Origin of the sequence: Anabaena sp. FACHB-595 (assembly GCF_048568275.1) — a bacterium.
Classification (GTDB): Bacteria; Cyanobacteriota; Cyanobacteriia; order Cyanobacteriales; family Nostocaceae; genus Trichormus.
This window is the reverse complement of sequence record NZ_CP183476.1, coordinates 1-22635: the sequence shown is the minus strand read 5'-3', so window position 1 is coordinate 22635 and position 22635 is coordinate 1. Positions and strand designations below refer to the sequence as shown.

19 protein-coding genes and 1 pseudogene are annotated in these 22635 nt (G+C 40.6%); 7 read left to right on the top strand and 13 right to left on the bottom strand.

Annotation, left to right across the window (positions count from 1 at the left end; all coding sequences use genetic code 11):
- The first annotated feature begins 271 nt into the window (after positions 1-271).
- On the top strand, positions 272-865 hold the full coding sequence (locus ACN222_RS29830) for a hypothetical protein (protein WP_149028795.1): 594 nt from the start codon (positions 272-274) through the stop codon (positions 863-865).
- A 1467-nt stretch (positions 866-2332) separates the two neighbouring features.
- Positions 2333-4654 (top strand): linolenate 9R-lipoxygenase, encoded by a 2322-nt coding sequence (locus tag ACN222_RS29825; RefSeq protein ID WP_010994078.1) that lies wholly within the window; start codon positions 2333-2335, stop codon positions 4652-4654.
- A gap of 566 nt (positions 4655-5220) precedes the next feature.
- Here ACN222_RS29825 and ACN222_RS29820 read toward each other — a convergent pair.
- The 7 genes from ACN222_RS29820 to ACN222_RS29790 all read right to left on the bottom strand — a co-directional run bounded on the left by ACN222_RS29820 (position 5221) and on the right by ACN222_RS29790 (position 13059).
- Entirely contained in the window at positions 5221-6453 is a 1233-nt protein-coding gene (locus ACN222_RS29820; RefSeq protein WP_010994077.1) for an ISAzo13-like element ISNsp4 family transposase, read from the bottom strand.
- A gap of 52 nt (positions 6454-6505) precedes the next feature.
- Positions 6506-6658, bottom strand: a complete 153-nt coding sequence (locus tag ACN222_RS29815; RefSeq protein ID WP_231865451.1) for a hypothetical protein — start codon at positions 6656-6658, stop codon at positions 6506-6508.
- 38 nt (positions 6659-6696) lie between these two features.
- Positions 6697-6837: a hypothetical protein gene (locus tag ACN222_RS29810; protein WP_231865450.1), complete on the bottom strand. Its 141-nt coding sequence runs from the start codon at positions 6835-6837 to the stop codon at positions 6697-6699.
- A 361-nt stretch (positions 6838-7198) separates the two neighbouring features.
- A complete protein-coding gene (locus tag ACN222_RS29805) occupies positions 7199-7549 on the bottom strand; it encodes a four helix bundle protein (protein WP_010994075.1) in 351 nt (116 codons plus the stop codon).
- A 77-nt stretch (positions 7550-7626) separates the two neighbouring features.
- Positions 7627-9537: an ISL3 family transposase gene (locus tag ACN222_RS29800; protein ID WP_010994074.1), complete on the bottom strand. Its 1911-nt coding sequence runs from the start codon at positions 9535-9537 to the stop codon at positions 7627-7629.
- Between the two features lie 228 nt (positions 9538-9765).
- The gene (locus ACN222_RS29795) at positions 9766-12201 is read right to left on the bottom strand and encodes an ATP-binding protein (RefSeq protein ID WP_010994073.1); all 2436 of its coding nucleotides are present in this window, start codon (positions 12199-12201) and stop codon (positions 9766-9768) included.
- Between the two features lie 453 nt (positions 12202-12654).
- Positions 12655-13059: a DUF4112 domain-containing protein gene (locus tag ACN222_RS29790; RefSeq protein WP_010994072.1), complete on the bottom strand. Its 405-nt coding sequence runs from the start codon at positions 13057-13059 to the stop codon at positions 12655-12657.
- Between the two features lie 161 nt (positions 13060-13220).
- Here ACN222_RS29790 and ACN222_RS29785 point away from each other — a divergent pair, with 161 nt between their 5' ends.
- Positions 13221-13625, top strand: coding sequence for a nuclease A inhibitor family protein (locus tag ACN222_RS29785; protein ID WP_010994071.1), 405 nt, complete (start codon positions 13221-13223; stop codon positions 13623-13625).
- Positions 13626-13630: 5 nt separating this feature from the next.
- Here the strand turns inward: ACN222_RS29785 and ACN222_RS29780 are convergent.
- Positions 13631-14458, bottom strand: a pseudogene (locus tag ACN222_RS29780) (DNA/RNA non-specific endonuclease).
- A gap of 306 nt (positions 14459-14764) precedes the next feature.
- Here ACN222_RS29780 and ACN222_RS29775 point away from each other — a divergent pair.
- Complete coding sequence (locus ACN222_RS29775; RefSeq protein ID WP_010994068.1) at positions 14765-15973, top strand: RNA-guided endonuclease InsQ/TnpB family protein; 1209 nt, start codon at positions 14765-14767, stop codon at positions 15971-15973.
- Between the two features lie 383 nt (positions 15974-16356).
- On the opposite strand, the gene ACN222_RS29770 is transcribed toward ACN222_RS29775, so the two are convergent.
- The 4 genes from ACN222_RS29770 to ACN222_RS29755 are packed head-to-tail and all read right to left on the bottom strand — an operon-like array spanning position 16357 to position 19033.
- Positions 16357-16617 carry a hypothetical protein gene (locus ACN222_RS29770; RefSeq protein ID WP_010994066.1) on the bottom strand — a complete coding sequence of 87 codons (261 nt, stop codon included), beginning with the start codon at positions 16615-16617 and terminating at the stop codon, positions 16357-16359.
- Between the two features lie 36 nt (positions 16618-16653).
- Positions 16654-17598, bottom strand: a complete 945-nt coding sequence (locus tag ACN222_RS29765) for a ParB/RepB/Spo0J family partition protein (protein ID WP_010994065.1) — start codon at positions 17596-17598, stop codon at positions 16654-16656.
- Entirely contained in the window at positions 17598-18350 is a 753-nt protein-coding gene (locus ACN222_RS29760) for a ParA family protein (RefSeq protein ID WP_010994064.1), read from the bottom strand. The genes ACN222_RS29765 and ACN222_RS29760 overlap by 1 nt, the downstream gene beginning before the upstream one ends.
- A gap of 41 nt (positions 18351-18391) precedes the next feature.
- A complete protein-coding gene (locus ACN222_RS29755; protein WP_010994063.1) occupies positions 18392-19033 on the bottom strand; it encodes a hypothetical protein in 642 nt (213 codons plus the stop codon).
- 260 nt (positions 19034-19293) lie between these two features.
- On the opposite strand from ACN222_RS29755, the gene ACN222_RS29750 reads away from it, so the two are divergent.
- The 3 genes from ACN222_RS29750 to ACN222_RS29740 all read left to right on the top strand — a co-directional run bounded on the left by ACN222_RS29750 (position 19294) and on the right by ACN222_RS29740 (position 21068).
- On the top strand, positions 19294-19641 hold the full coding sequence (locus ACN222_RS29750) for a hypothetical protein (protein ID WP_010994062.1): 348 nt from the start codon (positions 19294-19296) through the stop codon (positions 19639-19641).
- A gap of 155 nt (positions 19642-19796) precedes the next feature.
- Positions 19797-20207 (top strand): hypothetical protein, encoded by a 411-nt coding sequence (locus tag ACN222_RS29745; protein WP_010994061.1) that lies wholly within the window; start codon positions 19797-19799, stop codon positions 20205-20207.
- Positions 20208-20213: 6 nt separating this feature from the next.
- On the top strand, positions 20214-21068 hold the full coding sequence (locus ACN222_RS29740; RefSeq protein ID WP_010994060.1) for a hypothetical protein: 855 nt from the start codon (positions 20214-20216) through the stop codon (positions 21066-21068).
- A 67-nt stretch (positions 21069-21135) separates the two neighbouring features.
- On the opposite strand, the gene ACN222_RS29735 is transcribed toward ACN222_RS29740, so the two are convergent.
- Positions 21136-22104 carry a tyrosine-type recombinase/integrase gene (locus tag ACN222_RS29735; protein WP_010994059.1) on the bottom strand — a complete coding sequence of 323 codons (969 nt, stop codon included), beginning with the start codon at positions 22102-22104 and terminating at the stop codon, positions 21136-21138.
- Positions 22105-22635: the final 531 nt, after the last annotated feature.

Below are 22635 nucleotides of genomic sequence, written 5' to 3'. Positions count from 1 at the left end.
TGTCCTTTGAATCATAATGTGGTTCTTGGTAACTTTTGGTCAGGTTGGGGGAAGGCAGAAGACAGTCCCAATGAAAAAATTTCACAATCATAGATGAAAAATATCTTTCCCCCGCACCCTTACAGAATGTTTAAATCAACAAACTAAATTTTTAACATTTAACAGTATTTCAACAAAACTCTCCTACCAATATTTAAATAAAATTGCGGATGCAGCAAAGCTATTCTTTACACTAGCATTGATGACTAAACTGCAACTAAAAATTAAGTCAATGACTGAACAAATTTACGATACAGTCTTATATCAGAAGAAGTCTTTTACCCTTGCTAGTACCAATGGTTATAGGTTGTTTAATCCAGTAAAGTATGGCATCAATTTCGATATAATTTCTACTGCTTGCTGGCGAGGTTATTACTGCACTTATGAAGTCACTGATACATCTCTGTTTCTTACAAAACTTAATATTGGGTTAAGTGAAGCAGATCATTTGAAGCGGTTATTGAAGCTGTTTGGTAAACCAACTACTCAATATACAAAGTCTTGGGGTTGGGAGTCATCGGACTGTAAAATAGATGCTATACGGAAGTTGATTCCCTTTACTGGTGGTTTGTTACTGGGAAACGACTCCATCTGCGAGATGTATTATGGGATGGGCTTTCCCCCTGCATACGAGTTCAGAACTGTCTATGAGCTAATCTTTGATAATGGGAAACTTATAGAAGAACATGACCGTTCACCGCAGATGGCACAGTTACGAGAGATATTACCTATTGGTACATTAAACTCCAGAGTTAGTCCATCTCGTAATGAAATTAAGCAATGGCTCAAGCAGTGTTTTAATTTAGAGTACGAAAGATTGTATTAAGCAAATAGTTGAGCCGCGACGGGAGCAAGTGTCCTTTGAATCATAATTTAGGTCTTGGCAACTTTTGGTGATCCTTCCTGTTCGGGGATATTAGTTTAGGCGATGGCAAGGAACGCCCAGCGATAGAGATCGCACCAGCAGTTAATGGCTCCATTTACTACCTCTTTAGTGCGGTATCATATTTTACTATTAATACATTGTTTCTGTTCTCAATTACGCAATTAATGGAAGCAATCTCTCTTTAGCTTATTGTTAAGGCTCATAGTTCATGCAGGACTCCAAAAAAGGGCTATAACGTGTAATTCTGTATGAAAATGTCTGCTTTCACGGCTCATCGCCAAGGGCGATCGTCTGCCGTGGGCTGTAGCTCATCATCAGAAATTTCATCGCTCTATTTATGCTGTTAATGCTCGAAAATCTTAGTCGTGCTGCGTCCCGGTTAGATCGGCATATCCTCATTACACGTTCTGGCTCATAGGTGGAATCTTATTGAGCTTGTTTATAATTTTTAATAAGACTGGTGTTAAGCTTAATTATCCCGCAAGTATTTCAAATTTTTATGGATAGTAACTGTGCTGGGATGATCTACCCCCAACGTAAGTTCAGCAATTCTCAAAGCTTTTTGAAACAGTGGTTCGGCATCTCTTTATTACTTGTTTTGGACGATCGCTCTTGTTTAGGGAGAGGTTTCGTAGCGCCTGGAGTCAGAGAGCCGCATTTTTGCACTTTGCAAAGGGGTGCTATATCGGCGATCACTAAAACATAGTTGGGGTTTTTTATACAAACCCTCGGAAAGGGGGATTAAGGAATTTAATCAAGAATGGTGCTTGACCTTTAAAATAGTGCAAACCTTCATAGAGCTATAGGTTTGGGAGAGTCTCATTAGTCCTTAGACGATCTAAGAATTGCATTTTGAGACATAAAAAGAGACACAATACAGGAGTGTCTCAACTCGTATAGTTTCTGAGACACGTTGGGGGGAAAAGCAAAGCTTACAAGGATTTGAAGGTAATAATGCCAAACTTCGTTTTTGCTATTCCCCCTTTTCGAGGGGACGTACAAAAAACCCCATATTGTAGCTTTTTACGTTATTTTATTCAAAATTATTTGCGAACTTGCATAAATCTTGTACTACACCCCGATAAGTCTACAAATGTTTCATCAGGGTTTAACTTTAGCAAAGTTATGTTGCCAGATGGGTAGAACATAAAACAATACTTGGCTTGTGAAAAAATATTAATTATTAAATCACTCAATCTTTCACCAATATTAATCAAACGAGATCGGGACAGGAATACCATTTAACCATCTGAATAGATTTGAGGCTTAGTTTGCCTCTAGTGGCGGGATTAAGCGGGGATTGTACCGCCAATTGAGATTTGAAGGAGCCACTTTTGATGATTAGTAGTTGAGTTGAATTGAATTTACATCGCATTGGATAAGGTCAACCTATTGGGGGATTAGATCATGGATTTGAATACTTACTTGAAGTTGTTAAATTTATTGGATTCAGAATCTCAAAAAATCATGCTTGAGTTGCAAGCCATGTTCTCTGCTGCTGGTCTTGCACTAAGAGGCCGTGGAACGCATACCGACGGAATTATAGTCAAAGGGAACTTAACCGTATTGCATAGCAGTGATGTCCCCTCTCATTCGCTATTCACCCCAGGTAAAAAATATGATGTCATTTTTCGTCATGCAAATATTGTGGGTGGTGCAAAAGATGATGCTCTTATAAACGGTCGTGGTTCAGCTATTAGAATTGGAAATATCGGTGATGACCTAAGTAAGCCACGACTACTGGATCTTGTACTCAATACTGGTGAAGTTTTCGGACTCCCAACAGCCCGATTGTATCATCAATTTTTTGGTTCAGATTTTCATCAAAAAAGTGATATGCTTGCCAGTGGCAGTTTAAGAAGGTATGCAGTGGAGGCAGCCTTACGCAATCCAGATTCGTTTACTGAATTGTACTACCACACACAGCTTTGTTATGAATGGGTGGATTCCAAAAAGAAATCCCGTTACGCCCGCTTTCGCCTTTTAAATCCTAATCAAAGCACAGAAGGCGGTTTATTAGATGACAGTGTTGAAATAGGCCCTAGACTGGTATTACCCAGAAAACGGGGCGATACTCGCGAAAAAAATTATCTAAGAAATGAGTTTCGCCAACGATTGACTGACGGAAACATTGTGGAGTACGTCTTGCAAGCCCAATTCAGATCGATTGAGGATGTGGCTGTAGATTGCAGTAATATATGGGATCCAAACACCTACCCTTGGCTCGATATAGCAGCCATAGTGCTTAATCAAGATGAATCTGAAAATGATTATTATCAAGAAATTGCCTACAATCCGGGCAATACTCATTATGATTTAAAACTTCCAAATTCATATAGTGTAGATGATTTTGCATCACTGGGAGTGTCTGGTGCCTTAGTTCATTATTTTGGCTCCATTGTTCGTGCTGAACGCACTCAGTATTTGTATGGAAGTAAGGATGATTTGCCTGGAAAACCAGTTTATTTCCCTCTCCCAGTGACTGAAATTCCTTCTAAAAGATTCCTTTTTCTATTAGAGAAATATAATTTTCTTACAGATAATTCATACCCTTCAGACGGTGAACACGACAAGATTGAAGCACTTGTATCAGCCATGCCTACTACAGCTTTGGATTTGGCAGTTGGCACTACTGATCCCACCGATATCCCTGACAGCTACTTTTTAGAACGTCGGCTCAATGGGTACAATCCAGGTGCAATTCGCGAATCTTCTGGTCAAGAAGGCTGGACACATGAGCTTACTCACAATCTGGCAAAATATGACATCAAGCCAGGCTTGCACTTTCCTGATTTTGTTCAATGTCGGCTTTTTGTTGATAAACAAAATGGTGTCAAGCTGCATTCAATAAAAATAGATGATCATGAAATTACGCCATGCCAAGAACAATGGCAATATGCTAAACGTACTTACCTGCAAGCCGAATTCCTTTCACAAGAGCTGAAACTTCATTTAGCCCGTTGTCACTTCAACATTGAACAATATGTTATGGCTATAAAAAGAAGGCTCGCTCCCACTCATCCTGTGCGGGCGTTTATTAATCCTCATCTTGAGGGGCTGATATTTATCAACTCATCAGCTGTTCCAAAGATTATCGGTTCAACAGGTTTCATCCCTATCGCCTCCATGCTAACGCAGGGATCTATTGTTGATGTAATGAAAAATGAATTAAGTAAACTGAGTTATATGTGGAATCCAATCGCTGATTTGCCACGTGATATTCCCGGAGACCTTTTTACACCTGCGGCAACAGCCTATTGGGAACTACTTAACAATTATGTTGAACAGGGTTTACTACAACCATTTGAAGATGAACTTCGCACCGAAGTAAATGCGATTCAGGTTGACGAACTTTTTGCTGAATTAAAAGAACGAAGTCTTTACTCCGGAGACCAACCACCCAAATACGATTCATCAGAGCTTAAAAGTCTGTTAATGTACATCATTTACCATTCAAGTTTCCTGCACTCATGGGCTAACTTTAAACAATATGATGATGCTGGAAATCCTAATCATGTATCAATGGGAGATTATAGTCAATACGACCAACAGACACAGGACAAAATACGCTTCTCTCAACGATCTTTAACATGGGTACTTTCATCAATTCGATACAACTCAGTTGCAGTATATGGATCGGATTTACTCAAACAGCTCATTCGGGAAAAATCATCAATATTGGAACCAGGACTTCCATTAGAGGATCTCATGATGAGTATCAACATTTAGGCGATCTCCAGATAAGGTTATACCGGGTGGCCGCCGAGATACCGATATCGTTGGCGAATTCCCCAAGCAGCTAAACTGAATGGAGTAGTTCAGCAATAAAACGATTGAGAACCTTCTGAGCAGTTTTATACCCAGTAGCTTGCTTACCTAACTTCAGTTCAGACAAAACACGGTCACGTAAAATTTCTAGTTCCCTTACCGTACCATTTGTCACATCAGTATATAGTCAGCCCCATTACACAAAAGGGCTAGAACGTGTAACTCTGCATGAAAATGTCTGCTTTCACAGCTCATCGTCCTCGGCGATCGCCTGCAACGGAATGAAGTCTATCACCAGAAAGACTTCATTCCTTTATTTATGTTATTAACGCCCCAAATCCCTATTTCCAATACGTCCCCCCTAGATCGACATACCTGCAATAGTCCATCTAAATGGCAATTAACCCTAATCCCTGTTGTGAAATTTAGTTTCTAGGCGATCGCTGTTGATTCTGATAACAATCCCGACATATCCAGAACACGCTGCGACCATGAACTAAGGAGTTATGTAAAAATAACCTGAACAATTAAGTGCCTACTTTGGGTTTGATAATATAGTTCCACTCACCATGAAAAGAATTTCGTTCGATTGCAATAGTCTCAAGCTCTTGGTCTGTAACTTTGATTCCCGTTTTGTAGAGATTTGGATCTAATCTAGCCTCAACTTCTAATCCTTGTGTGGTGGTAGTATTGCGAATTAGATTAATCACAACTTGTAAGCTGGTCAATGGTCTGCCTCGCCAGTTTTGGGTAATGTGACAAAACAAGCGATGCTCAATCTTATTCCATTTACTTGTGCCTGGAGGAAAATGGCACACATGAATAGTTTTACCAGTTTCAGTTGCTAATTCTTGTAGCTTCAATTTCCACAATCGAGAGCGATAACTATTGCTACCACCGCAATCAGCCGTAATCATTATATGCTGGCTTTTTGGATAAACTTCTTTTCCCATTGAGTACCACCAATGACGAATAGACTCGACTGCAAACTCTGCTGTATCGTGGTCGATGCCAACATTCACCCATCCTTGATTTGAGGTTAAATCATAAATTCCGTAGGGAATTGCTTTGCCCAATTTGGGGTCAACAAAATCATGCATCTTCACCTCAATTGGCCGTGCCTTCTCACACCACTCGGTTCCGGAATTTTTAAAATCTCCAATTAATTCTTTTTTTTTAGTATCCACTGAAATTACGGGTTCGTTCTGGGATTGAAAGTGCAAGACTTGCTTGGAAATATGTAAAAATTGGTCGTCCCTATCTGGATGAGATGAGCCATCACGGGTTTTACGATTTGATTGTAAGCTGTAGCCCAGCGATTCAAGTAAGTTGTAAACACTTTTAGGACTAGTCCTATGTCCGCCAATGTTTAATGCCGCGGCCAGTTTCACTACACTTTTAGAAGTCCATTTTAGAGGCGATTCTGGATCTCCCAGCGTCACTGGTTCAATCAGCGATTCTAAATCTGATAACAGCATCGCGTCTTTTTCTTCCAGTAGTTTACGTCCAGCACCTGACGAACGAATTCGATTACTATCGCCATTCGAGGTTTCTTCCTCTGAAGCTTCTAACAATAACCTTATCCCAGCATGGATTGTAGTCCGGGATAGTCCAGTTGCGAGCGCAACCTGACTGATACCTCCCCACCCCAGGCTTCGGGCTTCGATTGCTGCCCAAACACGCCGTGTTTTCTCGTTCAAATAGGGCTTTAACGAATCATACTTGTCTTGAATGCTTTCTACTACTTGGTTATCAGACATCTAAGCCTTTAATTCGGTTACATTCTGATGATCTAACTATTCGGTAAATCGTTCAAGTTATTTTTACATGATGCCTAACTTCAGTTTGAACCTGGGTTAAAGCTGTGCTGTCAGTTCTAATTTTTTCCCAGCTAAATAACCAACGTGTTAAAGTCCGTCCCAATTCCACTAACTCAGCTGCTTGGTCAACATCTGTCTGCACCATGTTAGGTACAGTCCACTCAATAAAATACAAACTTTTTTTTAAAGACTGGCTATTACATCTTGAGGCGTTACATGATCACAAAAAGATTTAATTCGGGCTAAGTTAGCAGCTAAGTGACCCAAGCGAGTAGGGATATTATATTGCAGGAAGCGTTCTTGTTTTTGATTCCAGTCAGTCATACGTTGAACTTAAAAATGCTGAAGATAGATATGTTATTCAGCAGTTAACTCGTTATTATGACAACCTATTAGATGGAAAATTATTTGCAGAACAAATTGACTATGACCAGCCAGTTAAACTAATAGCAGCAGCACCATGCTTTCATAGACATAATCTGATTGACTGCAAGTATGATTTGCTAAAAATTGATTTATTAGAGGTTAGTGTGATTTGAAACAAAAAATGAGATTTTAACCCACGATATGCTTCAGAAATGAGTATCCAGTTTATAGGTTCTTGGCAACTTTTGGTGATCTTGGTAGGGGGAAGGCAGAGGGCAGAGGGCAGAAGGCAGAAGTCGGAAGAGTAGAAGTAATAATTTCAACCCTTGAGTTTGTTTAAAGTAGCAACTAATATACTTTGCATTTCCTCAACCTCATTCAAGATGGGAGTGAAAAGGTCTTTATCAGCTAAATCTACTTCTTTGGCAATGATTAATTGCGTATCAAGTTCTCTTAAAGAACCTAACGCAATATGTAAGAACTGGATATATTCTGGCTTGGAACGCCTACCATAGCCTTCCGCTATATTGGATGCTACAGATACAGAAGAACGTCTGATTTGACTGGTTAAGCCATACAATTCTGATTGAGGGAATAAGCGTGTAAATTTATAGCAATTAATGGCAAGTTGAACTGCCCTTTGCCAGATAAACTGATTTCTATAACTCATAATTAAGTTTGAAGTTTAGAGAAGTTTGAAGTACAAAGATTATACTGAAAAAAGTCAACATGGACACTTATAAATCTTTAATTTGCTAACAAGAATCGTCGCTCAAGCAAGTCTATCTTGGCACGACCATACATCTGCCGCTTTAACATTTTCAGTCGATTAATATGCCCTTCAACTGGGCCATTACTAACTGACATAGTTACACCTGCTCTCACAGCATCGTAGTCAGACTCTAAACTAACAGCAAAGGAGCGCAACAAAGAAACCGAGCTGTTTTTAGCTTTGTTTAACCAAGCATCGAGCTGCTCGCTCAGACGTTGACGCACAAGAGATGCAAACTGTTGAGCTAGTTCAATAGCTGACTTTAAATCCGAATGGGCTTTTTGTAGTTGAGCGATGACTTCACGCTCATTAGGCTGTATTAATTCTGGTCGTCGCAAGACTAAAGCGGTGACGCGACTGGGGGTGAGAGGACGATGGGAGGAAGAGCTAATCCTGGGGGAAGCGTTTTTTCTTGAACCTTTTGCTGGTTCAAATCCAGGCACGGTCTTGAGATAACGAGTGAAGCGAGAGACCGTGGCATAACTACCGGTATAGCCGCAGGCGCGAATTTCCTTAAACAGTTTTTGGGTGCTGTGGTTACCGCTATTCCAGCGACTGAGGAGGTAATCATGATAAGGGTTGAGAAGGCTCAGACCTTGGTCGCTACGTTCACGACGTTCGGTAAAAGTTGAGCTACGCAAGTAATTATATACGGTGTTTTTACAAACTCCCAGGGATTGAGCAATTGCTTGCACTGATAGGCCAATAGAACGTAAGCTCCAAACTCGCTCATGGATGTCCCTCCGTCTAGCCCGTGCCTCGGCAGATTGGACTTTCCTTTTTAGAGCTGTGTTTTGGGGAAACCTTGGCACAACTGAGCCGGGATGAGCCTCACTAATCAGGGAAAGGTTATCAGGAAAAGGCAGATGGTTGGCACTTAGGTTTTCCCGTGCAGTCAATCCGTCTGTACTCTCTGTCAAAAATGCTTGAAGACTACCACCCAAGTTTTGAATTTCAGTTGTCTGCAATTGGGTGGGGTATGTGTCCCCATCCAATTCCCGAATACCCTCTGTCTTCCCTACGGGACGCTGCGCGAACATACTTTTGCCTTCTTCAAGTGGTGTTTCCACCTCTAAATGCACTTTAGTATCAGTATTCAAGACTTGTTTTTCCACTTCTTTAAGTGCTTTGGCGTGAGTACCAAAGACTTGATGAAGCGTTTGAGATAAATTTTGCAATAGATGAAAGCGGTCTGCAACTTGAATGGCTTCTGGCGCGCCTTGGCGAATACCACTTTCATAAGTTTTTGACCGATCTCGTGAGACAACTTGAACACCAGGGTGAGATTTTAACCATTCTGTCAAGGTTTCAGCCTTTGCATCTTTGAGTAGAGCAATTGGTCGGCTGCGTTCTAGATCAATTAGTGCTGTGCCGTAAGTCTTACATTTACGAAAACAGAAGTCGTCTACCCCAAGAGTGTGTGGCGTTACGATTGGTGGTAGTGGGATTGAGCGGACTAAATTTAATAGCGTATTGCGAGAAACTTTTATCCCCAATTGCTGTGAGAGTCTTACCCCTGCTGCACCACCATTAGCTAAAGCAATCGCATTCAGTCGTTGAGCTAAACGTAGAGTTCTTCTCGCCCAAGGTGTGGTTACATTGGTCAGCCTTTCTGTAAAAATACGTCGTTTACACGACTTATTAAGGCAAAAAAACTTCCGCACCCTTAACTGTAAGGTAATGCTGTAATCAGCCCAGGGTAAATCTGCTAACTTTCGCTCATAGCGACTATGAATTTTGTGAGTTGGTTGATTACAAACTGGACAATTAACTACTCTAGTGATTGCGGAAACAATCACATTTATCTGAGTGTTTATCTCGTCAAGAACGCAATTTTCCAGTTTCAGGTTTGCTAAATCTGGTAATAGATAACTTAGCACTAACATAACCAAGCTGAGGATTATCCCTCAAATGTTTGATGGAGTGAAGTTTGACGTATCTTAATTATATCTTTCTGACTTCTGCCTTCTGCCCTCTGCCCTCTGCCTTTCCCCAGCCTAGATCACCAAAAGTTGCCAAGAACCATATTATGATTCAAAGCATAGTTAGTGTCCTAAAAAATCGGATTCCTATATTGAATACATCACTCAGAACTTTTCCAATATCCTCTGACTCTACTCAATTTCCCACTCTACTTTCAAACTTTCCAACTTCGCATTTTTTACACTCAATCTCTGACATTCATGCAAAAATTCTTGCACTTGATCTTGATTTAAACTTAACCCACCATCTTGGAGATTATGGATATAAGTAATCACATCTGAAGTTGTAAGAGATGAACTGATTTCTTCCAGTAAAATAGCATTATTCACCTCTCGACATACTAACTCAATATCAGATGAAGTAAATCTGACACTCTTCTCGGCTAACATCTCAAAATTAACCAACTGATTTAAATTAATTTGTGATAAGTAGTGCTGAAATAACTCCACTCTCTCTGCTTGATTAGGTGGGAAAATGGGAATTTTCCAATCCAGTCTCCCAGAACGTTTCAATGCACTATCAATCCCACTTAAATAATTAGTAGCAGCAATCACTATAACATCACTATCTTTAATATTGTTCAGTTCAATTAATAATTGATTAATTGTGGCTTTTTGGTCAGTGTGGGCATTATCTTCATGACGATTAAACCCAATACTATCTAACTCATCTATAAATAAAACTGAAGGTGATTTTTTCTTAGCTTGAGCAAAAATATCTCGAATATTCTTCTGACTTTGACCTATCCAAACACTCACAATATCAGCAGGTGAAAATTTAAAGAAATATCGCCCTGATTCATTAGCAAAAGCATTAGCTAGTAAGGTTTTACCACATCCAGGTAAACCATAGAAAAGAATACCACCAACCGCTCCCTTGTATCCTTGCGATTGCAGTTTTAGCAGCTTCCTTAATTTTTCCTTTTCTTCATAGAGTCCTTTGACTTGGCTAAAATCAAGTTTTACTGTCTTCGCAACTGGAACGATTTGATTGGTAATATTTTTTCTAGCTGTATATTTAAACGTCGGATAATTTATATTTTCAAAGGAGACAGGTACTAATTGATGTTTTTCATAATCCGGTGTCATGATAATCACTTTAAAGTTAGTACCATAGTATCCTGCCAATTTATATTCTAAAATTTCTTTTGTCTTTTTCAGTTGATAGTAATTGCGGGCAATTTCAAATCCAGGTACTACTAACCAAAAACTTTCCAGATTATTAGGCCATACCTGGGATTTGCGGATAATTCTTTTAATCATATCAAAAAAGAGATTATTATCGGCAAACTCTTGATATTTCAGGGTTTCTATCTCCACCACAATCTTATTTTTGACATAAACTTCTATGGTTTCGCTTTGATATTCTTCAGATTCCTGCTCATCATTTGTGTTTTCTTCATCTTGGGAAGTTAACTCTACCTCACAGCCTATATGAGATAATTCATATCCTAAACTTTCTAAAGTTTTAATCGCAAAATATTTGAGATAGATATACTCACTGCTTTCCTGTTGCCATTTAAGGTGATAAAGATGTTGGGGGTTCATTTTCAGCAACAATTGTGATTCAGCCTGAATCTGGGCTTTTTGCAGTTCTAAAAAATAATTTAGTAGAGATACATCATCTTCATCTGTCTCGTAATAAGGTAACTCTAATAGCAGACGGAAATGCGCTAATATCTCTTCTTTATACTCAATTTCAGCTTCCTGGTTATATTTACATCTCAGAGTAAAAGTGAAGGGGATTTTACTGGCAACTCTATCTACTAAATGTCCTAAAGTATCTTCTTTTTGTTGAGATTGAATTTCTAATAATGATGGGCAATGAAATAAAATAAATGATTGGGCTGAATTATATTTGTTTAAAGCTAAAGATATATGAGAAAATTGCTCGTCGAATTGTTCAGAATCTAGCAACTCTAAGCCAGTATTGCCCAAGATGACACTAGTCATAGTTGAGCTATAAAAATGAAATATGTTAGCTCCTTGAAGAGAGTCTTCTTTGTCATTTTCATGACTATCGTCCGAGTCAATGATATTATTAGAGAACTGTCGTACAGATGCAATAGGAATTTCACTACTGCCTTTATATTGAAATTTCCTAATCAATTCATAATTTAAGACTTTGACTACAATATCAGAAAAGAAATCCCCAGCTTGGGGAATGAGAAAAATCCCCATCGGTTGATTAGAATCTAAACAAGACTGGAAACGTTCATACTCCTGATCTGAGCCAAAGTCAAATAAATAGTAAAAAAAATCATGCTTGACTTGAATCAATTCTTTCAGTTTTTGATCAATTGGTTGAGTTGTTAATAATTCTTCAGAAATTGCTACACCTTTGAGGGAAATATTAATTTTAGTGTCTAAGGGAATGTATAAATCAAACCCTGGCTCGGTACAGAGTCCTAAGTTATCCAGAGTAGCATTAAACTCATCAATGAATGCCTGACTTCTCCGTTGATAGCCAAACTGTTCCATGATGGTTTTCACTCGCAGGCTTTTTTTTGGTTTACCAGTTCTTTGGAGTTCATTTTTAATAGAGCTTAAATAAGCTGTATATGACATTTTGTATCCTCACAGGAATTAACTTTATTGGCGTTGCATAAATGCGGGATGAATTAAGCTTTTCTAGCAAAGTAAACTAACGATTTTTTGCGGCTTTGCGCCTTTGCGCGAAACATAAATCATCCCATTAATCAGCAACGCCACTTTATTTTTCCCTAAATGAGATATACAGCTAACTCCAGCTTCCGGTAAATTGTATTTTTGTAGTCTGCTGCTAGTCAATCATGGGTTTGAACCTTCTTAGGACTTACACAGTGATACGAAGAATAAAGGGTTTGGGCGAGGATATAGGGGTATAGGGGTGTGGGGCTTAAGGTCATTGCTGACTTTTCCTCTAAGAAAATAGCACTCATCGCATCGGTGAATGAATACAACTTACGGGTGTGGTGAATATGCAGTCGAATGAAGATACTGTACAGGACAATTTCTTGATAACTCTATGTATTTTCCTACTTAAACTTGACTAACTTGTTTTTTGTAAAGTTCATCAGATACTTTTTGAAGTTCTGGTTCAACGTCTGTCAAATGTTTTTCTAAAATTGCTAAATTGCGAATATTGGATTTATAAAAAGCGTCAAATAAATCTCCCACTAAAGGCACAGTACCCACAACAGTTTCTAAACCAACATTAAAAATCATTTTGGCTAAATCTTGGCGTGATATACCAAAGCGGGTAGCTAAAAATATAATATAAGCTGAAAACGCTGTACTGATTAAATCACCACCACCTGGAATTAAACCAATAATTGGGTCTATTCCAATACGAAAACTTGTTAACGGAATGCGTATTGATGTATCCATCAAACGACTGAGTTGGCGGATGCGATTTAGAGTAGCAAGGCGTTTAGCAGCGTCCATAATTTACAAGATTTACACTGCTCTTAAATTGCACCATTTTTAATTATTTGTCTTGTACCATTAGAAATAATTAAGTATGAATAAAAATTCTGCTGCTTGACCTGAATGTAGATAAATAGACGATACAAATTATACTTTATTGAATTAGTCTATTATGGTTTATTACTAAAACCAACTCAGAAATTTTAGAACAGCTAAAACGAGCATCAGACGGCTTGCTATTTATGAGCGAGTCGGAATATCCCTGTGCAGCTTTCCTGTGGTCAGATATTGCACCTGCAACACCAGAGAAAGTCTTACAACAGACCAACCATCCCATAGACACACCCGTAGAAATCGTAGGAGTGGATGATTTTTTTGGTGTAGCAACAACTCCTGAAGATTGGCACAATGAAGAAGAGTTTGAAACCGTCAAACGATTTCAAACTCTTGTGCAGACACTCAAAGAAAACCTGAGTAATTTGCAGGTGTATCGACTGGGTGATTTAGCGATTGATGTTTATATTATTGGTGAAACTCCTACAAGAAATTTAGCTGGTCTTTCTACTAAAGTTGTGGAAACATGACCGATTTACTGGTTATCAACTTTACTCTCAATACTAGCTTGAATATTGGGGGAAACGTTAGAAAGAAAATCGTAACCCGTCAACGTTTCTAATTCATCAACACTGACTTTATAAGCCCTCCAATCATTATTTAATTCTGGTTCGTTGGGAATATTTACTGCGATAACGCGAGTATTAGCTGTAATACCCGTAAGCCCTGAGCCTGGGCTATCTAGTACAACAATAATCTTCCAAGTGGATTGAGGAATTGTCACTTTACCTTTGAGGGGTTGACCTTAACTACCGCTAGGGCCAGCGACAATATAAAGTTCTTTACCTTGGCTTACCAATTCTCGACAATAATCTTCTAAATTACCCCAAATGTTCCGGTTGTTATCGGGTGTTTGGGGCATCATGTTTGTCATGAGGAAAGTAGCCGCATTATCCTCTGCTGTTCGCGTGCGATCGCCCGATGGTGCAATATGTCCTCTGTCATATCCACTTCCAGAGTACATAGAAGGAGTCACTCGCACCCAACCAGCAGGCAATGTGTTATCTGGGCGGAAGTTATTCTGCCTGTCTGCATCTCCCAACCATGAGGAGTTAAGCTGCCAAGCTACCCAGTTAGCAGTTCCCTTGCTGTTGTTGTAGGAAAGTGCATATTGATTTTTGACCATCAGGTAATTATCTGGTGTAAGCTTTGTTGGCGTTGCACCACTGGGATTTCCCAAGAGTAAATGCACGCTGATTGATGGAGAAAGTTCAGTTAATGGTGGCACTTGGGATTGGACAGGCGAACACCCGACAATCAACGCCACCAACGCCGCTACACCCAGATTTCGACAAATTCCCATAAATTGACGCACCCCTAGAGATTGATTTCACTTCAGGATTTCTGATTGTATTTCCTGAGTTTCACTCAAATTTGTTGCAAATTGTCAAATTTCATGACCCATTGGACTGCACAGACTACGGCTGGATGGATACTAGCGAATAGGGCGATGCCAATTGTTGACTACTGCTAATTTTCAGAAAAATTTTACTAATTTACGAGCCGTGAAGCGTAAAGCCCCCGTATTTTTAATCGGGGGATATAAGCGAATGACCGAATTTATTCGGTCGTAACATGGTATAATTACGTCAGAGAGTTTGACGTAAAAATGCTAGTATTTGAGACAAAACTTGAAGGAACAAACGAGCAGTATCAATTGCTGGATGAGGCGATTAAAACTGCTCGTTTTGTCCGCAATGCTTGCCTCCGGTACTGGATGGACAACCAAAACATCGGCAGGTATGATTTGAGTGCTTATTGCGCTGTCCTTGCTGCCAATGAAAACTTTCCGTTCGTTGCCAAACTCAACTCTATGGCTCGACAAGCTTCTGCTGAAAGAGCGTGGAGTGCAATTGCTCGGTTTTTTGACAATTGCAAGCAAAACAAAACCGGGAAGAAAGGTTATCCACGCTTTAAAAAAGAACAGACGCATGGGAGTGTTGAGTATAAAACTAGCGGCTGGAAGCTTAGTAGTGACCGTCGTTATGTCACTTTTAGCGACGGATTTAAAGCAGGAACTTTCAAACTCTGGGGAACTCGTGACTTGCATTTCTACCAGTTGAAACAGTTCAAGAGGGTGCGGGTTGTGCGTCGTGCCGATGGGTACTACGCGCAGTTTTGCATTGACCAAGAGCGAGTAGAAAGGCGAGAACCAACGCTTAAAACTATTGGGCTGGATGTGGGATTGAACCATTTCTTGACCGATAGCGAAGGCAATACAGTTGAGAACCCTAGACACTTGCGTAAAAGCGAAAAGTCTCTCAAGAGATTGCAACGCAGATTGTCTAAAACCAAGAAGGGTTCTAACAACAGAGTCAAGGCAAGAAATCGCTTGAGTAGAAAACACCTTAAAGTAAGTAGGCAGCGTAAAGACTTCGCCGTAAAGTTGGCGAGGTGCGTAGTCCAGTCTAGCGACTTGGTAGCCTATGAGGATTTGCAGGTGCGGAACATGGTCAGGAATAGACATCTTGCCAAGTCGATTAGTGATGCAGCGTGGACGCAGTTTCGGCAATGGGTTGAGTATTTCGGCAAAGTGTTTGGTGTAGTGACTGTTGCAGTCCCACCCCATCACACTTCGCAGAATTGTTCCAACTGTGGCGAAGTAGTGAAAAAGTCGCTGAGTACAAGAACTCATGCTTGCCCTCACTGTGGACATATTCAAGACAGGGATTGGAACGCTGCACGGAACATACTTGAACTAGGACTACGTACTGTGGGACACACAGGATCTCAAGTCTCTGGAGATATCGACCTCTGTTTGGGTGAGGTAACTCCTCCAAATAAGTCGAGTCGTGGAAAGAGAAAGCCCAAGAAGTGATTCTTGGAATCCCCCGTTTTCTAAACGGGGGAGGATGTCAAAGTCTTCATACTTTAGTGCGTTTAAAGCGATCGCCTACGGTCAGAACATTGTGATCAAAGGTTTCTCAGCACTGGTTTTAGAGAGATTGCAACCAAGCTTAAGGAGGAAGTAATGCAATTTTTTGACATTTGGTGCAAGATAAATTCAATCTGTTGGACTTGACGGGAAACGTTTCCCGTCAACTTAAAATCACCTTGTTTGCATAGGATTAGTAATTTGTGATGTAAGTAGAAGAGTGTAAATATTGGTAGTTGAGATAAGGTAGTCCCAAGGAAATAAGTTTTACTGCCTAGCATAAAAGAGGCACTGGGGATTGGGGATTAGGATTTTCACTCAGCACGCTACTCACGCCCCGTTCCGCTAGCAGCACTTCGTACAGTAAATTCAAACTGACGCTGATGCAATACTTCCATTACATCTGCTGGTGAAGAGAGCAATGGCAGGCGGCTTGTCCCAAAGCTTGACGCATTAAATTTACCAATGCCAGCCAAGATAAATCCAATCTGTTCGAGTTGACGGGAAACGTTTCCCGTCAACCCCAAATGACGTTTTTTAGCATAGGATTGGCTAATTATTGATGTACATTCCTTTGGTCTATCCACCGCCAAGTAGCATTAAGGACTCAAGACTACCAATAATTAGTTATTCGACATCTCGGATTCGTCGAGCAGCTTTTCTAAGTCATTCAACAGCCGCTCTAACTTCTTGCGTTTTTTATCGTCCTTCCACAACTTTGTTTGTTGTAAACGCTTGCCTATTTCTGTATAACGTTTGCTCAATACCTTTTCTGGTGTCGCTGCTGCTGGTGTAGTCTGGGCTGATTCCAGTTGCTTGATTAATTCCTTAATTTGAGTTAATGACAGATTTTGAGTAATTGCTGAAGATAGAAGATCAGCACGCTGTTGCTGGTCTTTGACTCGTGCTATGGTTCGTGCCTTAGTAAATTCAAGCTGACCCTGACGCAACACTTCCATGACATCTGCTGGCAAAGAGAGCAACGGCAGACGGCTTGTCCGAAAGCTTTCCGCATTAAATTTACCAATGCCAGCCAAGATAAATTCAATCTGTTCGAGTTGACGGGAAACGTTTCCCGTCAACTCCAAATTACGTTTTTTTGCATTGGCAGCTTCGTTGAGAATTGATTTGACATCTTCAATGCTGACATCTAAATCTATCGCCAAAAGTTCCAGTATGGCTTCAACTTCTTCTACTGGGTTTAAGTCTTCGCGCTGTAAATTTTCAAGTAAAGCGACTTGCAGAGCTTGTTTATCAGTCAGTTCCTTACTCACAATTGGGACTTCAGCTAAGGAAGCTTCCAGGGCTGCCCTCAGTCGCCTTTCCCCTGCAATTAATTCATATTCTCCATTGCCGAGTGGACGGACTAACAAGGGTTCTAAAATCCCGTGTTCCCGTACCGACTGCACAAGGTGTGACATTTTTTCGGGGTCAAACCAACGGCGTGGTTGTTTGGCAACTCGAATTTTGTGGATAGAAATAGTAGTAATTGGAGATGCGTCCACATCCATAGTTAATAAATCTTCAACGCCGCGCATCTTGGGGACTTCCAGGCGTTTTTTCGTCATTACAACTTCTCCATTCCTTGAGCAATTTTCTTTAAAACTGTAATTGCTGGATGTTTTGGGGCATAAACTGCTAGAGGTTGACGACTCATTGCCGCATCCGCAAATGCGGTAGCGCGAGGAATTGCCGGATATACCTTAGCTAGAGGTGATAACTGCTGTTCTAAAGCTTCCAAAATAACTTTATCTTGATTGGCGTTGCTATAAAGTGTAGGAACTATTCCTGATATCGCTAACTGAGGATTAACGTGTTTTCGCACCTGTTTAATTGTATCGAGCAGCAATTCCGTTCCTTTGAAAGCTTTGAAGTGTGTCTGGATAGGAATTAAAACATGAGTTCCTGCTGTCAGACCTAAAATGCTTAATACTCCCAAGGATGGCGGACAGTCGATGAGGATGAAATCATATTGATTGCATATAGGTTCTAACGCTTGCTTGAGCCGAATCTCCCGCGCCATCACGCTAGCTAGTTGTAGTTCCACCGCACTCAGAGAAATATTGGCAGGTAATAAATCCATACCATGTAAATCATGATGAATTGGTAATGGCGTTTCTTCATTGAGAATCGCATCACCAACAATGTGTTCAAGTTCGTGTGGTTCTAAACCCATAAAAGTTGTCAGACTTCCCTGTGGGTCTAGGTCGATGAGCAGCGTTTTATGTTTTTTCAAGTGCAGGTGGTAGCCGAGGTTCATGGTGAGGCTGGTTTTCATGACTCCGCCGGCTTGGTTGAAGACGGTGATGACTTTAGTCACTGGTGTAATCTGAGCTTTTTGTTTTGCCTTTACAGCATAGTTTATGTTGAGATCATCAATTTGGGAAACTTCTGGGTCAGATTTTGTCTAAAATAATACTGACACCAAAACTCAGCCACTTCCAGCAGCATAGGAACGGAGTCGGGAATCAAACCTGTGCCATATTCAGGTTTATAGCCTTCTATGAATTCCCTAGCTAATTTATAAGCATAGTAGGAAAAATCCTGCTCAACAAAACAGCGTATAGCATAATCTAGTTTGAGCAGTTCACCGCTCTTGACAAAACGTACAGTAGCCCAGGGGACATGACGATAATCGTCTCCTTGCAACTCATCGATTTGTCTTAACAGCTGACGAAGGGATTGCTTTCCCTCAAGAGTGGGAGTTTCCAGGTAAAGTTCCATCTGAGCAATAGCATCAGTAATCAGATTTTTGTACGTCTCCCATTCTTCAGGACTCTTGTGGCTAGGACAGTCGGCATCGTTTATTTGCTGCTGAACCCGTTTTGAGAGGTAGAGAGCAAATTGCTCTGCGGCAATTTCATCATGACAAAGGCTTTTGATGCTAGTCAATCGTGTGATAGGTAGTGCTAACCTAAAATTTTCGGTGCGAAGTTCTTTAGCTGTTTCAACCCACTTTTTGATTTTGGTGGCGTATGCTGCCTGATAACTTTTCTGTTTCATGGGGGTATAGCAGTTAGCTTCTACAATGTTGTAGAAGCTAAGGTTTCTTTATTTAGGTGGCTCTCATCTTAATATTTTGAGAGCATGATTAACCATAGTGGGTGGTATGTCGCAGTGAAAATTGACCGTCACAGGAAGTTAAAGCTTTTCACCAATCTAATTTGGCAATCAAACCGTTTTTGCCCTGCTACTAAGAAACAGCCATCGAGCAGCAGCATTCCCTCGAATTCCACACGATGATTACTTAAAATAATTGTGTTATGACTCAATCTCAACCTGCATTGCCCCAACCCCAGCTAGAAAAAGCTGGTATTACCTTTGAACAGTATGTAGAATTTACCCCAGAAAAGCTGGAACTGAGAAACGGATATCTCGGCTATGGCGGACAAGACCAACTTGGGTTTCACTTGGCTGTTCTCACCAATATGGGGTTATTATCAGCAATTCAGCATACAGGCTTGTCATTATGGCTACAAGCCCTTGACCGTTGTGTACGGGAAAAACTAGCAACGGTCAACGCTGACCCAGAAGTAGCCCAAGCAATGTTAAATCGATTTAATCAAGCTATGGCAGACCTGACGGCGGTGGTAGAGTATCTTGAGGAATAAAATTAATAGACTAGAAAATAGAGTCACCTGTAGACTTAGGTATTGCCGCTAGGGTTGCTAGAGAGCATATCCCAACTGCGGTTTCATTCCAGAAATCTACCCTATAAAATGTCAATTAGCTCCAAATAAACTGAACTTACTGTTAAATAAAAACAATGAATACTGAACAGACAGTCTTAGAAGTTTCAGGAGTAGAAATTACCAAAACTCTCTTAGGAGATTTACATAAACTTCAGCAATATACTGGAGAACCAATAGCAGCCGTCTATGCAGACAATCTACTGCGTACCATGCGCTCGTTGCGCGATAAATTACCTTTTGACCCCTATACAGAAGTGGTAATGGCACTGCATGATGCACTCTTCTTTCAAAACCGATGGATTGATTATAATGTCAATCAGTACAAGGGAGTTTGTGAATTATTAACATCCCTAGTAAATCAAGAAACCATTAACAATTCCTCAGTCGAATCAGCCATTTTAACTTTAGAAAACTTAGGCTTTGATACCCTACCATTTGGTGTAAACATTGACGATAACCTAGATACAAATGAAGATGAGGAATAACTCAGAATGGATGATAATTCTATTCCTCAACACTTTTTAGACACCTCGGTTCTACGTTCTCTGCTACTAGGTACACAAGTTTATAAGCAGTATTTTAAATCTCAATTTACTGACCAACAACTTTACATCTCTAACTATGTGCAGATGGAGATGAAGCGCAGTTATCTAATTAATCTTATTTCCTTCTACTTTGTCCTGCGCCTAGAAACTATCAACAATATTGGAGATGCTATTACTCTGTGGAGTAATAGATTTAAAGCTAGCGAACTCAAAGCTATTTTACAACTTATACCCCAACTTTTTAGCACCCATCAACTCAACTTTAGCAGTCCCGAAGATAAAGAAAAAGCCCTAGCTGTTTTAGGAATTTATATTAAACGTTTTGAACTGCTACTCAGAAAAAAATTTAACAACACCAACACTGATGCTACCGCCTGCACCCGCGCCCTTGTACCCCTTAACCTTGATTTGCAAAATGCAGCAGCAGGATTAAAGCAATTTGCTGATGAATTTGGAGATGTAGAGACTTGTCGCAGCCAATGTCAAATTGACCAGTTTCTTTTAGTGCAATACCGTTCAGAAATTGAGCAATTAGTTCAAATTGCCTCCCAATTACCCAAGAATTCAAATACCAGGGGATTTATCAAAATTGTTGATAATCTCAAAGAGATATTGGCTCAAGGAGCAGCAGCCTGTGACTGCAAGCGTTGTGCAAAGATTGGTGATGCAGTTATTGCTTTAAATGCGCCCCGGAATATGCAACTGGAACATACTGATAATTCTTTTGACTATTTATGTCCCCCGATTAATCAACCTCATTACAAACATCCGTCAGAAAATCAGATAGTTACTAATATATAAAGTCGTGACAAACAATAATTGTGACACCCAGAACTAATCAACGAGCGTGCGGTGGAACTAGACCCCATCAAACCAAATCCGCCAACACACTACTCACCTTCAACTGGTGCTGCTGTCGATTATCGTCATAAATCATCAACGTCTCCAACTTAGTGTGCCGACTCAGCTTCTGCACCTCCCGCACACTCTGCCCCGCATCCAACGCCGCCGTAATCGAACTGTGCCGAATGCGGTGCGGTGATAACGGCTTAGTAATCCCGGCTTTTTTGGCCCGCGTTCTCACCATCTTGGCCAACCCCGTATCCGATAAAGGATGCCCCGGCGTATTCGGATCTAACGCCACAAACAACGCATCTTTAGTTGAAGCCAACCCCCGAAACGCCAACCAATAACAAATCGCATCCCTAGTCTTGGGAGTCAAATCAATCGCCTCTCGCTGACTACCCCTGCCCTTACCCAAAATCAACAGTTTGCTATTTTGACGGTCAAAATCCCCCATCTTTAACTTTGCAATCTCCCCCCGGCGCAGCGCATTATCCCAAAGCAAGCGCAGCAGAGCATAATCCCTAACCCCCTTCGCCGTCGTCCGGTCGCAAGTCAAAAGTATCTGCTTAAATTCCTGGGGAGTAATCCCACTGGTATCTCGGTACTTAATGACAGTCTCACCCTTAATATCCTCCAAGGTGTAACCACAAACTCCCAACAGCCTACCCTTATGCACCAACGCCCGTAGAGCTGACAACCGCCGGTTCACCGTGGCCTCCGATAACCCCTGCTCAATCATCTTGGCTTTATACTTGACCACCCACCCCAAGGCTTGCGCCCCCGGCAGTGCCAAAAATCGCACCACCCATTCCGCCGTCAATTCCACCCCAAACATCTTGGCAAAAAAATCTTGAATGTCCCGGTCGTAAGCTCTACGGGTAGACTGACTGCGCTTCTCTGCCAACAACATCGCCAGCACATCAGGCTGAGTCCACCAATCCAGCACGGAAGGTAGAGTATTATTATTGACTTTAACGATGCGACCAGACATAAAACGTAGGTGACGATAATAGGTATTACGTAACCTTATATCCTAAATAGGGATACAAGTCCTAAGTTTTTCACTTGTTTGCCCCAAAGTTGATCTATCTGTCCCAAAAAATTTTTAACAGTTTCAACTGGGTGATGAATACTTACTAGGCGTTGCGGATATTCGCAAATACTTTAACTCCTATGTAAAAACCCATAATATCTCTTAAATAGATTACTTCATCACGTCTATTTGCTGTGCGCTTACCCGGCTAGTTATAGCTATAACTAGCCGGAGATATTAAAACGTTGGCTTGCACCGTTATTCTGAGGTTTCCCTCAGATATTTTGTATAGGGGTGGCTCGATACCACATAAGTTGCTGTACCTAATCTTTTTTTAACCTAAAAGAACTCGATTCTTAACTTAACTTTTAAATAAGAGGTGAAAACTTATCTTTATCTAACTAAGGTTTTGATTAAATTTTCAAATCAATAGTTAGGGAAGTCAATGTAATGCGTGTGCATTGTAGAAGATAGAGGAATTTTCCTAGG

What these genes read in the sequence shown, in the direction of transcription:
- ACN222_RS29830 (WP_149028795.1), top strand. Translation starts at nt 272, where the DNA reads ATGACTGAACAAATTTACGATACAGTCTTATATCAGAAGAAGTCTTTT.
- ACN222_RS29825 (WP_010994078.1), top strand. Translation starts at nt 2,333, where the DNA reads ATGGATTTGAATACTTACTTGAAGTTGTTAAATTTATTGGATTCAGAA.
- ACN222_RS29820 (WP_010994077.1), bottom strand. Translation starts at nt 6,453, where the DNA reads ATGTCTGATAACCAAGTAGTAGAAAGCATTCAAGACAAGTATGATTCG.
- ACN222_RS29815 (WP_231865451.1), bottom strand. Translation starts at nt 6,658, where the DNA reads ATGGTGCAGACAGATGTTGACCAAGCAGCTGAGTTAGTGGAATTGGGA.
- ACN222_RS29810 (WP_231865450.1), bottom strand. Translation starts at nt 6,837, where the DNA reads ATGACTGACTGGAATCAAAAACAAGAACGCTTCCTGCAATATAATATC.
- ACN222_RS29805 (WP_010994075.1), bottom strand. Translation starts at nt 7,549, where the DNA reads ATGAGTTATAGAAATCAGTTTATCTGGCAAAGGGCAGTTCAACTTGCC.
- ACN222_RS29800 (WP_010994074.1), bottom strand. Translation starts at nt 9,537, where the DNA reads ATGTTAGTGCTAAGTTATCTATTACCAGATTTAGCAAACCTGAAACTG.
- ACN222_RS29795 (WP_010994073.1), bottom strand. Translation starts at nt 12,201, where the DNA reads ATGTCATATACAGCTTATTTAAGCTCTATTAAAAATGAACTCCAAAGA.
- ACN222_RS29790 (WP_010994072.1), bottom strand. Translation starts at nt 13,059, where the DNA reads ATGGACGCTGCTAAACGCCTTGCTACTCTAAATCGCATCCGCCAACTC.
- ACN222_RS29775 (WP_010994068.1), top strand. Translation starts at nt 14,765, where the DNA reads ATGCTAGTATTTGAGACAAAACTTGAAGGAACAAACGAGCAGTATCAA.
- ACN222_RS29765 (WP_010994065.1), bottom strand. Translation starts at nt 17,598, where the DNA reads ATGACGAAAAAACGCCTGGAAGTCCCCAAGATGCGCGGCGTTGAAGAT.
- ACN222_RS29755 (WP_010994063.1), bottom strand. Translation starts at nt 19,033, where the DNA reads ATGAAACAGAAAAGTTATCAGGCAGCATACGCCACCAAAATCAAAAAG.
- ACN222_RS29750 (WP_010994062.1), top strand. Translation starts at nt 19,294, where the DNA reads ATGACTCAATCTCAACCTGCATTGCCCCAACCCCAGCTAGAAAAAGCT.
- ACN222_RS29745 (WP_010994061.1), top strand. Translation starts at nt 19,797, where the DNA reads ATGAATACTGAACAGACAGTCTTAGAAGTTTCAGGAGTAGAAATTACC.
- ACN222_RS29740 (WP_010994060.1), top strand. Translation starts at nt 20,214, where the DNA reads ATGGATGATAATTCTATTCCTCAACACTTTTTAGACACCTCGGTTCTA.
- ACN222_RS29735 (WP_010994059.1), bottom strand. Translation starts at nt 22,104, where the DNA reads ATGTCTGGTCGCATCGTTAAAGTCAATAATAATACTCTACCTTCCGTG.